Consider the following 16,479-nt stretch of genomic DNA (forward strand, 5'->3'; position numbering starts at 1 on the left):
CTGATGCACTATTCTGTTTCGCATCGGCGCAAGCGCCTCTTTTCAAAGCCACTTCATCTGGAAGCTCTCGAGCCACGTCAGATGTTGACGATCGCCACATTTCTTCCTGTGCAGGACACAACACTTTTCGAAAACAGCACCAATGCATACGGTGCCGGCCCGGATCTGTTTGTTGGTAACACCAACGCCGGTCGTGCGAGAAGAGGGCTGCTGCAATTCGACCTCAGTGAGCAAATTCCTGTTGGATCCGTCATCTACGACGCCCACCTTGAACTGTTTGTCACCAAGTCTGACACAGCTCCTCAAACCATCTCTTTGCAACCGTTACTGGCCGACTGGGGCGAAGGCAGTTCCAGTGGAACGACTTCACCAAGTCAAGGTGGTGGTAAAGGTTCACCCGTCACTGATGGCAGCGCCAATTGGCAACACCGGCGCTACAGCAGTGACACATGGTCTTCACCGGGCGGCGATTTTTCATCGACCAAGTCTGCTTCAACGCTTGTCTCTGACGTCGGCAGCCACACTTGGCAAGACGACAAAATGCTGGAAGACATCGAAGCTTGGATCGATATGCCTGAAGAGAATTTTGGCTGGATCTTGACCGGCGACGAATCGGCCGTAAAGACGACAAAGCGTTTCGGCTCTCGAGAAAACGGGAATACAGCTCGTCGCCCTGTGCTAACAATTGATTTCGATCCGCCCATTCGCCCACTCGTTTCAATCGAAGGCTTTACCGCTGACGAGGGCAACGAAAATTCGAACAGCCATGATTTCCAGATCACGCTATCGGATTTTTCACCCGCACCGGTCACGATCAGTTATCAGACAAATTCCGACACAGCCATCGCGGATGAGGATTTTTCACCGGTCTCCGGTGAACTCGTCTTTCGGCCCGGAGATCCGTTAACGCAAAACATTTCAGTAGCGGTCACCGGTGACAAGCTTGATGAAGCCGATGAGCAGTTCTTTCTCGAAATGACGGGAATTCAAGGGCCAGCCGATTTCGTCGGCGCAACACTAGCAGTCGGAGCAATCAATGATGACGATCCACTACCAAAGATGGGCGTCGAGTCAGTTGAGCTGCTGGAAGGCGCCGATGGAACCACGGCCGTGGAGCTCACCGTCAGATTGTCTGAATTCAGCGGGCGCGAGGTAACCGTTCAGTACGAGACGGCAGACGACACAGCGGAAGCAGATGTCGATTATCAAGCGAACAGTGGACAAGTCACTTTCGCTGCCGGCGAAGACTCCCAAACGATCACCGTCATCGTGAATAGCGATACGGAAATCGAACAGGACGAAACATTCACTTTGACGCTCAGCGATCCAGAAAACGGACAGCTAACCGATCAAGCCACGGCCACGGTAACAATTCAAAACGATGACTTCCTGCCGGCCAGTCCCTGGCAGAACAAACAAATGCCAGAAGACGTTGACAATGATGGATTTATCGTTCCTCTGGACGCACTGTTGGTGATCAATGACTTGAATAATGTCGGAGCAAGGGCATTACCGAACCCACCTGAGCCCCCCAACGTTCCCCCGCCATTCATTGACGTCAACGGTGATGATTTCGTCTCACCCGTCGATGCGTTGATGATCATCAATTACCTCAATGCACCGCCTACCGCAGCCAAGCCGGCTCAGCCAGCGTTGGCGACAACCACAACGGGTGGCTCAGCTGAAGCAATTATGTCAGACCATCTGATAGCGGCAGCGTTGGCGGACTTGGACTGGCTCCAAGAGTTGGATCAAAAACGTCGCACTCTGCTCTAATCAGCATCACACCTACTCATCATCCGGTGCATTCCTGAGTAAGATTAACGTCGGCAGCTGAAATTGAATCGAAGTACCGACGAATTCTTGGCAGGATGATCATGCCCCAACAACGCTCCGTTGAATTTGTGACGTCCCACGGCATCCGAATGGACCATCTGCTCTATCAACCGGATGAGTATCAGCCGGAACAAGATTGGCCGCTGATGATTTTTTTGCACGGCGCGGGGGAACGAGGTAATAACCTCGAAATGGTCAAAAGCCACGGCCCTCCCAAACTCATTGAACAGGGAAAGACTTTTCCTTTTCTCGTCGTCTCACCACAATGCGAAGCCGGAAAGTGGTGGCGACCGGATGCCGTTTGCCATTTGCTCGACAAAGTGATTCAGACCAAGGTGATCGATCTCAAGCGGATCTACCTCACTGGCCTCAGCATGGGCGGATACGGAACCTGGTCTACCGTTGCCCATTCTGCCGATCGTTTCGCCGCTGCGGCTCCAATTTGCGGTGGAGGCGATCCGGCCCAGGTTAATCAACACCGCCAGGTCCCCACCTGGGCATTTCATGGTGCAAAAGACCCCACCGTACCCCTGGCCAATACCGAACGAATGGTTGCTGCCCTCAAGGCTGTCGATGGATTGATTGAATTCACGGTCTACCCAGAGCTGGCCCACGATGCCTGGACACAAACCTACGAAAACCTCGCGTTGTATGAGTGGATGCTCAAGCAATCGAAATAGCCTGATCGACTGCACTTCGATCGCTAATCACAACCAATTTCGCAGCCGTTTTGCAGCAGCTCATCAACCTGACAATAAGAAATTTCGTCGGCAATTTCGTAACAGGTCGCATCAGGGTTGCCGAGCGCCGAATTCCGTTTTTGGCTGCAGGATCTCACTCAACCAATCTGTTTTCTCCAAACGGGACAACGATGGATACCGTGGTCCTCCCTGGTAAGGTAACCGCTTAGCATGAAAGGTGTCATTATCATCAAGCAACAAGAGTCTAATTTCTCCGCTCGTCGTTGAATCGTGCAATGCGTCACGAAATCGATCCGTCGTAAACTTCTTCTCATTGATTCCAACGATTTCCATCTCTTCGGAAATACCAACCTGATCGGCCAAACTCGCCGGCACGACTGATGAAATTTGATTCTCCTTGTCAACGGTGATACCGATCGAGTATTCGGCGGAGATGTAATCGCGTTGTTTTTCACGCAGCTTCAGCGCTTCGGTCGGTTCGGATTCAAACGTGAGCTCATAGCCAACCTCAGCCAGCACATCGAGAGGCAATTGCTCCTGAGGAATTAAGATTCGTCGTTGGATCAAACCCTGCCAGTCGTAGGGTGCAAGTTTCTCTAATTCGGCAACCACCTCATCAACAGTGAACGGTTTGATCGGTTGCCGGGCGTTCGCCGGAACGGTAAAAAAGGCACGACAAAAATCATCCAGTGATTTCCCACCCGACGTCAGGCGGCGTAGTGTGGCATCGACTTCCAGCCAAAACAATGCTCCCTCGTCGTAGTAGTCTTGGTTTCTACGCAGATCGCTCCAACGTCTCGAACCCCCTCGCAAGGTGTAAGCGGCAATCGCCGTATCTTGGAGCGAGCGCCAGTCACGCCCCGCTCGATTCTTCAAGTATCCGACTCGCGCCGCCAATTGATCTTTTTCCTGATCGGCCGATATCAAGCCTGAGCGAGTAGTGAGAATCTGACCGAGATATTGAGTTAAGCCCTCATAAATCCATAACAACTCAGTCTGTTTGCCATCATGAAAGTTGTCACGATACATACCTGCCGGCCGACGATATTTTCCACACCAAGCATGCACCAGTTCGTGTGGAAGCAGTCCGGAAGACCACCCTTTCAACTCATCTTCCTTCACCAATGACTGTTCATCAATGGAATTCAAGGAACTCGACAGATGCTCTAAACCCAGCCCAGGAATATCATCGCTACAAATGACAAGAAAATCGTACCGATCAAATGGAGCGCCCCCAAAGAGATGTGCTGCCTCAGCAACAAGCCGTTCATATTTCCTGACCTGTTCGTCATCAAATTGCAGCGCGGCTGGATTTTCGGAGACAAAGTGAAAACCGACCGGCGGAAAATCAGAGGACTCAACTTCTAACTGGCGATAGTTCTTACCCGCAATCAGAGGCGAATCCACCACGCGTTCCAGCGATTCGGCCTTGAAATGATGCCATTCACCGTCCACACGATCCTCTCGCAGGGAAGTCGCGTAGCCCCAATCCGCCGGAAGGTTGATCGCGACTTTCACCGGCAGCTTGCGTGCTGAAGCGTTCTCTGGGTAGATCAAGCAGGTGTTGAAGTTGATCACATAAATACTATTGTTCCCGTAGCTATCCACTCCGCGAGAAACACGAGTCGGTTGGCTCGCAATGTAGGTCAACTCAGCTCGAATCGTCTTCACGCCAGCCGGCACATCGACAAAAAACCGATAAAGGTCGTCCGGATCACGTTGCCAATTCAGACGACCCGCGGAAGATAAAATCTTTAATCCGCCAATATTACGAATCTGTTCTCCCGGTCCGTGGATACCGGGGATCCACTTGGGGTACCAAAATGCCTGACGTCCTTCTTTGACAGGAATTTCTACCTCACTAACGAGCAGATGGCGATTAAGATTTGATGTGTCGACGGTGACAGCAATTGATTCCGTCGCGTCAACAACTTGTTGGCTGCCGAGCACCCAAGCGCCCACGACGACGGATCGCAGGATCCAATCCAACAGGCACTTTTTTCGATCCAAGGTTTGTTTTCCCATCGACTTGTTTCTCCCTTGAGCAAAGCGGCAAATCAAAGATTCGACTGACCCGAGATTATACGCGCTGCAAACAGTTCGCTGGCAACTCGATTCCCAAATCAGTCCGACTTCAGTCGAATGTCCACCATGAGATCACTCGCAATTTCTTCCAATTCTTGCTGGAGCTGTAACACGGTCAAGTCGGTGGGAAGTCGCAATTGGGCCGTAGCGCGGAAAAGCTTTTCTCCCGACATGGGAGCGCTGACACATTCCGTCTGAAACTCTTCCACATTGACATTTCGACCTGCTAAAACACGACTCACTTCGCGTACAATCCCTGGCTGGTCGCTTCCGACGACCTCCAGTTGCAGTGGCGCAAATGAATCGTGCGTTTCCTGAGCCGCTTCCGCTTGCACGATGACGGTCAATCCCTGCTGATCCAGTGAACGTAACGCCTCAATCAACGCGTCCACTTTTCCGGGGTTCACCTCGACATGAACAATCCCTGCGAATTGCCCTGCCAAATGAGCCATTCGACTTTCCAGCCAATTCGCACCATGTTCGTTGACAATTTCTGCAACGGATTCAACAACTCCAGGTCGATCTTCACCAAGAATTGTCATCACCAAAGACGTCATTTGAGAACTCCACTCGACATTGAGTTGAAACGCTTGAAAACCGTACCCTTGGCGACCCCAGTTTAGTTACCACGGATTTACCTCACTGTGAGGAGCGTTCGGACGAATCGCCTGGAACTTTTTAATCGAGGTAAGTGTATCCCCGCAACCCAGACTCATAGAAACGCAAGAACGAGCCAGCATCTTGGTCATCAATTCGATCGCGACGAACCGCTGTTTCGATCGATCGCTGAAACTTCTCGGTTAGCTCATCGCAATTGAATTGTACATAATGAAGGACCTCGCTCACGCTATCACCTTTGACAACAGACTCAATCGTGACCTCATTCTGCTCGTTGAGCCCCACATGCACCGCGTTCGTATCGCCAAACAGATTGTGCAGATCCCCCAGAATTTCCTGATATGCCCCGACCAAAAAGACACCGAGTTGATACGGTTCGTGGTTGAACGTGTGGAGGGGCAGGGTTCTGACAGAACCTTGACGGTCAACAAAGTCCTCGATTTTTCCGTCAGAATCACAAGTAATGTCGCCCAGAACGCCACGATGGGTCGGTTCCTCTTCCAACCGATGGATTGGCATCACAGGAAACAGTTGCTTGATGGCCCAGCTGTCAGGTAATGATTGAAAGACCGAAAAGTTGCAGTAATAGGTTTCTGACAACAGGAGATCCAACTTTCTCAGTTCCTCCGGTATGTGTTCCAACTGCAGTGATTCGCGCTGGATGCGATTGCAGATCGAGCCAAACAACCGCTCGGCAAGGCTGCGTTGGGCAAGTGGTAAATAACCACTGGCGAAGGCCTGGATCGCCATGTCCATCGCCTGCTGTGCATCGTGGTAACTTTCCAACAAGTTATCTGCTGACAAGTGGGTGTGAGTCACATGCAAGTCACGTAAAGGCTGCTCTACATTCGCCGGCAAATCGATCATCGATTCATTCCGATCTTGCTGCGAAACTCCCAAGACTTCGAAGATAAGCACACTGTGATAGGCAGCAATGGCCCGACCGCTCTCGGTCAAAATCACCGGATGAGGAACCTTGGTCTCATCACACACGGTTTGCACGTGGTAGATGACATCATTCGCGTATTCCTGCAACGAGTAGTCAACGCTTGAATCGCGACTCGACTGCGAGCCGTCGTAATCAACACCAAGGCCGCCACCCACATCCAAATATTTGAGACCTGCACCTCGACAAACAAGATCTGAATAAATCCGAGCGGCTTCGATAACTGCGGCTTTGATATGTCGAATATTCGTAACCTGACTTCCTAGGTGAAAATGGACAAGCTGTAAACAACCGGCCATCTTCAAAATCTCCAACTGCTCCAAGGAATCAAGCGTTTCCGTGACGGTCAGTCCAAATTTTGATTGATATCCAGCCGATGATTGCCAACGTCCGGCACCGCGAGCCGCTAACTTGACACGAATCCCAATCTGCGGCCGAACGCTCATCCGCCGCGAGATCTCCAAAATCAAATCTAATTCCGTCCGCTTTTCCACAACCAGCAATACAGTTCGGCCAATCTTCTGTGCCATCAATGCGGTTTCAATGAATCGCCTATCTTTGAATCCATTACAAATGATGGGCCGGTCATCATCGACTAAGGCAATCGATGCCAGCAATTCCGGCTTGCTCCCAGCTTCTATACCAATTTGACTTGGCTGACTGTGCTTCAGAACCCGTTCCACGACCTGGCGCTGCTGATTCACCTTGATCGGATAAATACACTGATACTTCGACTGGTAATCGTGATCATCGATCGCGGTTTGAAAAGATTGTTGAATCTGCCTCAAACGATCGGTTAGCACATCATCAAAGCGAATTAGCAAAGGCAGATCGACGCCCCGACGCGAAAGCTGGTCCACGAGAGTTTTCAGATCGATCGATCGATCTTCATTGCGATCAGGATGGACAACGACGTGACCCTCGGCGTTGATCGAAAAGTAGCCATTGCTCCAACGACCCACGCCGTAGAGTTCGTCGGCTTGAGTAGGGGCATACCCTTCGACATCATGTTTCAGCATCGTCGCTCCTAAGGCATTAAGTCCCGTATCAAGGAATTGAGTCAGCCATCATAATCGAATCATCAAGCGACTGGCAGTCGAGGGCCCGTCGCTCGTCCACAGCCTTTGGAGACCAGTAAGCCCCATGAATTGCCAACTCACTTGGATTTCTGATCCGCACTTCTCGATGATTTATGCCCTAAGATCTCGAGCGATTGGGGGAACCTTCGTTGATGAGAAGTTGGCGGATGCGTTGGCTGACCTCGCCCAGCGAGTGGACTTGACGGATCCAAACTGGCGGCATCAACAGGTCAAACTCGATTCGCCGAATCACACGGCAAATGAGCAACAAAAACTGCTTCGGGCCGCCAACATAAGAATCAGCAGTTTCTACCCTCGTTTGACGGAAGAACTCCTCTTGCGTCAGAGACCACTCCGGGAGCTTTGGGAAGCTCATGGACCAGGCTTGCTCTACCAAATCTCTCGCCAACAATCCCTCGAGCTGCCGTCCAAAGCTCAGATTGTGACCGTGCTCCCCATCCATGGTGGTGGCGGAGAGGCGATCGCCGAACATGAGTCGGTGGTGATTGAAACCGTACTGGCCAATCCAATCGGTAACTTACCCGAAATTTTGCGTCTTGCTTGGTTGATCGCTCAGTTATCTCCGGACAGCGATCCCCAGAATCTGATTTCATCCTGCTTGGCTGCTGGGTGTGAGCTGGGCATCGTTCATGGCGACTTGGAGCAAGCTGCTCGAACAGCTTGGCTACCAAACGCGTCTTGACACCTACGAGGGTAGCTTGACGCCTGCGACGGGAAACCTAGCAGAAAAATTTTTGCTGTTTTCTTTCTTTCACCTCCTGCTCTTCCGCAGTCCAACGATTCGAGTTGTGAACAAGAACAGCACGACTCGCTCTTTTTCTGACTCGAATTCGATCGAGTCAGCGAATGCTCATTGTGGTGATTTCCAAGCGAGAATATAACCCAAGAATAGGGACAGATTTGACCGCACCCTCATCCTCGAGCCATCGTGGCAGCAAAGGATCGTTTGCGGTGTACAAGAAGAGCGAGGATTGTGAGATGAATTGGATTGAGGCTTGGCAGAAAAATCGTCTTCGCCTAGCAACTATTTGCGCCATCATCAGCCTTTCAACGTCGGCATTCGGCGCAGTCAAGGTTCGCTACTACCCGATGGGAGAAGCAGATGCAGGGGCGACCGTTGGCGGCGTCGCGCTCATGACCGAGGACATTATGGAACCTCCAACTGAGAACGCAGACGGCGATCCCGTCTTCGACGATCAGGGAGAATTTGTTCCGTTGGAAGCGGTAAACGCAGGAGAGGCTCCGACCTATGTCGAGGGACGTGATGGCGCCGGATCGCTTGCCTTGGAATTCGACGGAGACGCAAATCTCTTGTCTTCTGGATCATTCGATCCACGCAACTTCAGTACCTTTGCAGCTCTGAGCCAAGCTTGGGTCAAACCAAGTTCCGAGGGATCTGAAACCGAACAATTCATCTGGGGTTTGGGAACCGACAACGGTGGTGTTGGAATCACACCGGATAACGTTTGGCAGATTCGTGCTTCCCGCGGCGTGCAAGATTTGGCATCGGACGTGGCAGTCGACTTTGATGCCTGGACTCATGTGGCAATCTTCCGTGGTGGTAACGGAGCAAGCCTCTACATTAACGGTCAACTTGAAGCGACAGGCGACGCCTTTTGGAATGGGCCGGGACCGGTTGCTGTTGGGTCGATGCTCGACGGGACCGCACCTTTCGCAGGCACCATCGACGACTTCAATATCGCAGGTTTTTCGGACTTCTCGTTCGATCCGACACGCGACCTCGATTTCGAACCACCGATCGAACCGAGTGGAGTGGCGGGTGATGTCGACCAAAACGGCATTGTCAACCAAGACGATTACTTGATCTGGTCTGACAATGTTGGCTTCAATAACGATTTGGGGGCAGGCGACGTCAGTACGCTCGTCCAGGGTGATGTTGACCAAAACGGTCGAATTAACTTCTTTGATTTTCAAATCATTGCCGAACAGGCAGCAGCAGCCGGAGCGGAACTGCAGCTTGTTCCAGAACCGACAAGTCTGACTTTGCTGGGCTTAGGCATCGTCATGATGTTGCGGCTACGACGCAGGCAAAAATGACATCAACAAGAGCCATGATTTGAGAAAAACGACCGTGATGGGAGATACTGAAATGAATGACTACCTTCGAATGATAGGTTTTGCAAGCGCCATCTGCTGCTTGCTGGTTGGCAATAATGTCCGCGGGGAAATCGTTGTCGCCGAGGACTTCGTGTACAGTCAACCGACCAAAGAGTTGGGTCCGGGCGGTGGATTCACGCGACAAGATTATGGTGGAGGTCAAAGTGGCCCCAACGCAGGCTGGACAGGACGCTGGGTTTCATCGGGCAACGGCATTATCACCGGCGCCGACTTTGAAGAACCAGCTGATTTCGGTTTAGGCATTACCGCAGCGGGACTCTCACCTATTTACGCCAACTACTTGAATCGTGGCGTGGATCTGAGTGGCTTAGCAGCCGACCAAACACTCTACTTTTCAGTTCAAGCTAGGATGGCAGAAGACGATGTCACCACATTGCCACATTTTTGGATCAATGCTCCCGTTGGCGATCCATTCCTGGACGAATCGCAAATCAGCGTGGGCATTGATGACTTTGGCAGTGTCACCGCGGAACTCGGACTGGATATCGAATCTAACGACGACGAATTGCTGAACGATGGCGATTTCCATTTGTTAGTCGGAAAACTAGAAATCAATGCTGATGGAAACGACGAACGATTGACCGTTTGGGCCGACCCAACCGGTACCGAGGAAGGTTCATCCGCCAGCGTAGAAGCAGATGTAATTGGATCCCTGAGTGACCTGCGGTCGCAAATCCAACTGGGAAGAATGGGCGCAGGCGGAACAGCTTACTGGGACAACGTCGCCATCGGCACGAGCTGGGACGATGTCGCCGAAGTCGACGTTCCTCGAGCAACATTGCAGATCAACCCAGCAACTGGTCAGACATCGCTGGTCAACACAAGTGGCACCGACTTTGAGCTAAAATACTACGAGATTAACTCAGAGTCTGGCTCGCTAAATGTGGCTGGCTGGAACAGCTTGGATGACCAAGGAGTTGGTGGCGAAGCATGGCTGGAAAATAGCCCAACCAGTAATTCCATTACCGAATCCAATTTTGGTAGCTCGACAACGTTGGCGAATGGCGATTCGCTTTCGCTCGGATCAGCATTCGACCCGGCTGGAAGCCAAGACATCGTAGGACGATTCGCAACAGACCGTGGATTACTCAACGTCACTTTGATCGATTACTCAGACGCTGTGATTGGCGATTACAATGGCAATGGTCTGCTTGACGCTGGAGACTTGGACTTGAATGCGGCAGTAGGCATTCCGGCCCAGGATTTGGCTTATGACCTCAACAACGATGGCATCGTCAACACAGCAGACCGCGTCGTCTGGGTCAATGAGCTGAAAAACACCTGGATGGGTGATGCCGATCTGAATGGTGTGTTTGACAGTGGTGATCTGGTGACTGTCTTCGCAGCGGCGAAGTACGAGACCGGTCAAGAAGCATCATGGGGACAAGGCGACTGGAGCGGTGACCAAAAGTTTGACTCCGGTGACCTCGTCGTTGCCTTCAGCAATGCGGGTTACGAAGCCGGCGAGCGTCCGGGCGGTCCCAATCCGGCAGTCGCTGTACCCGAACCATCCACGGCGGCCTTGCTAGTCGCTGCCCTCGGAATGCTTCTCCTTCGTCGCCCGCGTTAAGCGGATGAGAATCCTGTCGCGTTCCAGCATCTTGTTGATATGGAACGCGACGAAACGAATCAGCAGATCGGGTCCCGCGAAAGCAAGACTCCGTCAATCGATTCGCTCTAATTGGACCGACTTCAATTCCATGACCTCGTCCGACTCTCGGTCGAGGCATTTCACGGTCAACTTTGCGACACCCGCCTTCAACGGCAGTTCGCCGATCTCCAGCCATCCCCATTGCCGTTCAAATACTTCTTTGCGAGCCACCCGATCGGGGCTCGGAATTGGCGGGGCTTGTTGAGACGCGCCGATCTTCGCTTGGATGCGCTGCTGTCCTAGGGCCACTTCAATCACGCTGCCAATCGCAGCCGTATCAGCCGCATACTCCAGTGATAGGGCGTACCGACCTGGCTTAACAACCTTCACATTCCAGCTAGGAAAAGCCGTCGGATCAGTCCAGCGGGTCACAAAATCATTGGCCCAACCTGCTCGACCACGGTAGCTGATCCCCTGGCCACGTCCAGGATGGAGATTTGCTTCGTGTCCCGGCAGCGTCACCTTGGGAGCGGCCGCATGTCCAATTTCAGTTGGAACCACTGCAAATCCATCACGTGTCACGTCCTGAAACCATCGCTCATATTGCTGCTTCAACCCGGCCAGGACTTGCGGATGCTCTCCCGCCAGATCCTGACGTTGTCCAGGATCTTTTTGCATGTCATAGAGTTCCCACTGTCGATTGTATTGAACAGCTCGCCAGCGATCGGTCCTGACAGCTCCACGATCGGTAAGCGGTACCCCACGAGCATTATCACCCCAATGCGCGAAGAGTGTTCGCTTCGGCTGATCGTCCAATTTATCCAATAGCAGCGGAACCAGGCTCGTTCCGTCAAGCTTCAGCGATGATGGCAGCTCAACCTGAACAAGCTCAGCCACCGTTGGCAACACATCGATATGAGCCGAGATGCTGGGAATGACCGTCCCGGCAGGAATATGGCCTGGCCACCGAACAAAAAAGGGCACACGGGTGCCGCCTTCGTGCAATGAACCTTTTCGGCCCTTCATGCCCGCATTGTAGCGATCGGAATTCGCACCATTGTCCGTCAAGAAGATAACAATGGTATTCTCCGTTTGCTGAAGCGATTCTACAGCCTTCAACAATCGCCCCATGTTGTCGTCGATATTCTCCACCATTGCGTAAGCACAGCGAGCTTTGTCATCTTTCAAGTCAGCTGATTTGTATTTATCCCAATAGCGATCTGGTACTTGCCATGGACTGTGAGGGGTATTGTAGGGCACATAGCAAAACCAAGGACGGTCGGAACTGCCTTGAATGAATTCAATTGCCTCGTCCGTCATGCGATCGATAATGAACCCTTCGTAGTTTTCTCTTTCCCCATTGCGTTCGACAAATGTGTCGAAGTAATTGTTCCAATGGCCGGCGCAAAAACCGTAGAACTGATCGAATCCCTGTCCGTTTGGATGCTGCGGAAAATGAGCTCCGTTATGCCATTTCCCAAATGCGCCCGTCGCATAGCCAGCATCCCGCAAAATCTCTGCCAAGGTAATCTCATCGGAACGCATCGTCTCTCGACCACGAGTAACACCGTGCACTCCCGTACGAAGATGCCAACGACCTGTTAGTAAACTAGCTCGCGTTGGAGCGCAAACTGGACTAACAAAAAACCGATCAAACCGAGCCCCACTCGCCGCAATCTGGTCATGCACTGGAGTATCGATCTGCGGATTTCCATGGGAGTGGACATCACCAAAACCTTGATCGTCAGTCATGATCAACAACACGTTGGGGCGTCGATTGTTCTCCGCACCAACCACTTCTGCCGACCAACAACTCAGACCCGAAAAACTCGCGACGAAGACAAAAAGCACTACTTGCTTTTGTGGTGGGAATTGAATCGTTGTGAACATCTAGTCCCTCTTTCAATCATTTCTTTCGCGTCGTCTCAATATTCGGTCAAAATCTGGCGACCTACTGAGACCCAAACCATCTCCCATCGAACCTTTCCACAAGTCTACCACAATCAGCGCAATATCGACGAGTAAGAAACAACAGTCGTACCATCCGCAATGATCCAGCAAAGCCAGTCAACAAGGGGGTCACGACAAGTTATCATGCGGCGCGATATACTCGGACAACCCCTGGGAGAAAACCTTTTGTCTGATCGACTTGCAATTGATTTAGAGAACGTTTGTGTCGACGTACCGAATCGAAAGATTCTACAAGATGTCAGCTGGCAAGTGGCTCGTGGTACTCGCGCCACAATCATCGGCCCCAATGGCTGCGGCAAATCAACGCTGCTCAAAGCGATTACCGCTTATGGCCATTTGACGTCGGGACGAGCGACTATCTTGGGCGAAACACTGGGAGACACGCTCGTTCATCAGCTGAGACGCCGCATGGGCATCGTCGATCCGACGCTAGTTCGCCTTCTGGATGAGGACGTGACGACCCAACGTTTGGCAGCAACTGGATTCTTTGGACATCTCACCACCCTGTTCGAGCAACCAACGCAACAACAACTTGCGACGGCTGCAGATTTACTGGCCGAAGTCGGCTTAGCCAACCATTTGCAACAGGACGTAATGACCCTTTCCTCCGGTCAGCGTAGTCGACTTTGGCTGGCAAGAGCCTTGGTCCATGAACCGGAATTGCTCATTCTAGACGAACCGACCGCCGACCTGGATCTACTGGGACGCGAAACGTTACTGGCCACACTCGATCGTATCGCCTTGCAACGCCCTGATTTGTCAATCGTCATCGTGACCCATCATCTGGAAGACCTTTTACCGAATACCGACCACGTCCTGTTGCTCAGCCAAGGCAAGACAGTTGCCAACGGCTCCCCTTCCGAGGTACTCACACCGGAACACTTGTCGACAGCATTCGGCTGCGATGTCGAAGTCCACCGCCGCAATGGGCGTTGGCACTGGTCAGTCGCTTCACAGACTTGGCAACATTTGGCGCAGGAATAATCGCCTTTTTAGTCAACCAATGGATCGTCATCGATTCTTCGTCCGCTCGCGTTTGCAATCGACGCGTTTTTTTGGTCTACAATAAGATCTCACGGGCATCATCAGATCGGTGGCTACTTTGGCCCGGCATCCAAACACAGTAAGGATAATGATCATGGTATCACGACCCAACTCACGTTGGCTTCCCATGCTCCTGGGACTTATCGTCTTGCTTTACAACACGCCGCAAACCAACGCCAACGATCGTGAAATGCTCAACCTCACCCTGCGCAGTCGCTCGGCAACCGGATCAAATAAGAATGATGCGCAACACCGAGAAGTCCAATGGGATCCCCAAAAGACCGCGGTCGTAATCTGCGACATGTGGGATGACCATTGGTGTGCGGGTGCTGCAAGCCGGGTCGTTGAGTTGACGGAGCCAATCAATAACCTGATTGCTGCAATGCGAGCAAAAGGCGCCATCATCATTCACGCGCCAAGCAGTGTTGTCGACTATTACCAAGGCACTCCACAACGAGTCCGCGCTCAAAAAGCACCGTTTGCCAAATCACCCATTTCACTTTCCACCTCCGAACGTTGGGGCACCTGCTGGTGCTGGCCCGATCCAAATCGAGAAACCGACTTGCCCATTGACGACTCGGATATGGGCTGTGACTGCGACAAAAAATGTGAAATCCGGGAAGCATGGACTCGACAAATCAACAAACTGCAAATCGCCAAGCAAGATTTCATTACCGATCATGGCCAAGAATTCTTTAATGTCCTCCAACAACACGACATCGACAACATCATGATCATGGGTGTCCACTTGAACATGTGCGTCCTTGGCCGACCATTCGGAATCCGCCAAGCCACCAAACTCGGTAAAAACGTCGCACTCGTTCGCGACTTGACCGACAGCATGTACAACCATCGAAAGCGACCATTTGTCGATCATTTTTCCGGACACGATTTGGTCGTCGAGCACGTCGAGCGATTTTGGTGCCCATCGTTCACAAGCGATCAGCTCGTTAACGGAAGTCCACATCGGTTCGCCGCCGACAAACGCCCCTGACAACGGGAAGTTTTCTTCGTCCGAATCGATCACAACCCGCCACGACCAGGCGCTGAAATACTGCTGGAAACGTTCACAAATCCAGCGCAAATCAGCCTTTCTTCCCGAATCTTCACAAACATGTCGATCCGTAGATGACATCTGCCTCAACGCTGATTAACCTCTCTTGTTGAGTCAATGTCTCCGCCTCGTCTCGACAAGTAGAAATCGCGGTCAACTCGTGCCTTGGCCAACGCTTCGAATAATACGAATCGATGGTTGAGTGGGAAACAACCGATGGCATCTGGCAAGTGGATTGAGAATGTCGCACCCGACGCACCCATTTCGCTGGTTGCGATGGACACAATTCCGCTACGGTTAAGAACGGTTGCAGCCACGTTGCCACGGGCCGCTCGTCAAAAACAGCAACCGGTCAAAACGGTTCGTGAGCTGCGTGTTGCTACGCGTCGCGCCGACTCAATTCTAGATTTATTCACAGAGGTGCTGCCTCGCCGACGCTGTCGATCGATCAAAAAACGGCTGAAACAAATCAGACGAGTGGCTGGTGACGCCCGAGATTTGGATGTTCTTTGTGCCCGATTACGGAAAGAGATCGAGGATTCTCAAAGCGATGCACTAACCAACATCGGTTTTAACCTACAAGAAAATCGTCAACGTGCTCAGTACCCGATCGAATGCGCAGCAAAACGCCTCAAGAAAAAAGCTTTTTCGCAAGAGTGTTCTGCACTCCAAAATCGCATTCATTGGCGAGGGGATGGTGAAGAACCCAGCTTTAATCAGTTAGCAGTCACCACACTAAGACCCCTCGTTCAAGATTTCTTTGACTTAGGACAAGCAGATCTTCATCTCGCCGTGAATCTGCACGAACTACGAATTGCTGGCAAACGACTTCGCTACAGTATTGAATTGCTCGCTGCCGGACTACCACCCTTCGTTCGCAATGATTTGTATCCAACTTTTTCAACCATTCAGACGATCTTGGGAGAAATCAATGATCACGCCACCGCCAAAGAATTGTTTGATAACTGGTTGGTGCAATCCAATCACAAACCAACGATCCGTGAACTCGCGAGACTCAGCCACAAAGAGCAGCTTGAATTCAAGGTAGCCTGTCAAACATTTTTCGACTGGTGGACGCCATCCACCGTCACAAAACTTAGCGCTCAGTTTGAGCAGGCGTTGTGCCGCGAAAGTGCTCCCAAAGAACGAAACCCTTGATCCGCCATTTCAGAGCCCCGCTCCGGTGAACAATTGTCCAAGCAGCCGAACCCCATTGATTGCTCGCGATGAATACAAATCCGCTTTCCTTATCGGCCAAGCTGAGCAACCTTCAAAATGAATGCCTACCCTGGCACGCGAAAGAAGCCCAAAGCGACCGAGATTGAGTCACCCGTCGCAGCGCTTCGCCATCGATCCAACCGCCCGCTTGACGGGGTTCGATGGTAGCGCAATTA

12 protein-coding genes are annotated in these 16,479 nt (G+C 51.9%); 8 read left to right on the forward strand and 4 right to left on the reverse strand.

All coding sequences use genetic code 11. The features are described from left to right. Nucleotides 1–81 precede the first annotated feature (81 nt). The gene (locus P8N76_22300; GenBank protein MDG2384416.1) at nucleotides 82–1,776 is read left to right on the forward strand and encodes a Calx-beta domain-containing protein; all 1,695 of its coding nucleotides are present in this window, start codon (nucleotides 82–84) and stop codon (nucleotides 1,774–1,776) included. A 101-nt stretch (nucleotides 1,777–1,877) separates the two neighbouring features. Then, the gene (locus P8N76_22305; protein MDG2384417.1) at nucleotides 1,878–2,516 is read left to right on the forward strand and encodes a prolyl oligopeptidase family serine peptidase; all 639 of its coding nucleotides are present in this window, start codon (nucleotides 1,878–1,880) and stop codon (nucleotides 2,514–2,516) included. A 111-nt stretch (nucleotides 2,517–2,627) separates the two neighbouring features. Here P8N76_22305 and P8N76_22310 read toward each other — a convergent pair whose 3' ends face one another. The 3 genes from P8N76_22310 to speA form a co-directional block, all read right to left on the reverse strand. Then, nucleotides 2,628–4,562 carry a hypothetical protein gene (locus tag P8N76_22310; protein ID MDG2384418.1) on the reverse strand — a complete coding sequence of 645 codons (1,935 nt, stop codon included), beginning with the start codon at nucleotides 4,560–4,562 and terminating at the stop codon, nucleotides 2,628–2,630. 98 nt (nucleotides 4,563–4,660) lie between these two features. Beyond that, nucleotides 4,661–5,179, reverse strand: a complete 519-nt coding sequence (locus P8N76_22315) for an ACT domain-containing protein (GenBank protein MDG2384419.1) — start codon at nucleotides 5,177–5,179, stop codon at nucleotides 4,661–4,663. 121 nt (nucleotides 5,180–5,300) lie between these two features. Beyond that, nucleotides 5,301–7,205, reverse strand: a complete 1,905-nt coding sequence (gene speA, locus P8N76_22320) for a biosynthetic arginine decarboxylase (protein ID MDG2384420.1) — start codon at nucleotides 7,203–7,205, stop codon at nucleotides 5,301–5,303. A gap of 124 nt (nucleotides 7,206–7,329) precedes the next feature. Between speA and P8N76_22325 the strand changes: the two genes are divergently transcribed. The 3 genes from P8N76_22325 (at nucleotide 7,330) to P8N76_22335 (ending at nucleotide 10,995) form a co-directional block, all read left to right on the forward strand. Beyond that, a complete protein-coding gene (locus P8N76_22325) occupies nucleotides 7,330–7,968 on the forward strand; it encodes a hypothetical protein (protein MDG2384421.1) in 639 nt (212 codons plus the stop codon). A 296-nt stretch (nucleotides 7,969–8,264) separates the two neighbouring features. Then, on the forward strand, nucleotides 8,265–9,344 hold the full coding sequence (locus tag P8N76_22330; protein ID MDG2384422.1) for a PEP-CTERM sorting domain-containing protein: 1,080 nt from the start codon (nucleotides 8,265–8,267) through the stop codon (nucleotides 9,342–9,344). A gap of 52 nt (nucleotides 9,345–9,396) precedes the next feature. Further along, a complete protein-coding gene (locus P8N76_22335) occupies nucleotides 9,397–10,995 on the forward strand; it encodes a PEP-CTERM sorting domain-containing protein (protein ID MDG2384423.1) in 1,599 nt (532 codons plus the stop codon). 93 nt (nucleotides 10,996–11,088) lie between these two features. Here the strand turns inward: P8N76_22335 and P8N76_22340 are convergent, their stop codons facing one another. Next, nucleotides 11,089–12,906 (reverse strand): arylsulfatase, encoded by a 1,818-nt coding sequence (locus tag P8N76_22340; protein MDG2384424.1) that lies wholly within the window; start codon nucleotides 12,904–12,906, stop codon nucleotides 11,089–11,091. A 204-nt stretch (nucleotides 12,907–13,110) separates the two neighbouring features. Here P8N76_22340 and P8N76_22345 point away from each other — a divergent pair, with 204 nt between their 5' ends. From P8N76_22345 to P8N76_22355, 3 genes are all read left to right on the forward strand, one after another. After that, on the forward strand, nucleotides 13,111–13,971 hold the full coding sequence (locus tag P8N76_22345; protein ID MDG2384425.1) for an ATP-binding cassette domain-containing protein: 861 nt from the start codon (nucleotides 13,111–13,113) through the stop codon (nucleotides 13,969–13,971). A gap of 154 nt (nucleotides 13,972–14,125) precedes the next feature. Beyond that, nucleotides 14,126–15,025, forward strand: coding sequence for an isochorismatase family protein (locus P8N76_22350; GenBank protein MDG2384426.1), 900 nt, complete (start codon nucleotides 14,126–14,128; stop codon nucleotides 15,023–15,025). A gap of 276 nt (nucleotides 15,026–15,301) precedes the next feature. Further along, on the forward strand, nucleotides 15,302–16,243 hold the full coding sequence (locus P8N76_22355) for a CHAD domain-containing protein (GenBank protein MDG2384427.1): 942 nt from the start codon (nucleotides 15,302–15,304) through the stop codon (nucleotides 16,241–16,243). Nucleotides 16,244–16,479 lie beyond the last annotated feature (236 nt).

It is taken from the genome of Pirellulaceae bacterium (genome assembly GCA_029243025.1).
Taxonomy (GTDB): Bacteria; Planctomycetota; Planctomycetia; order Pirellulales; family Pirellulaceae.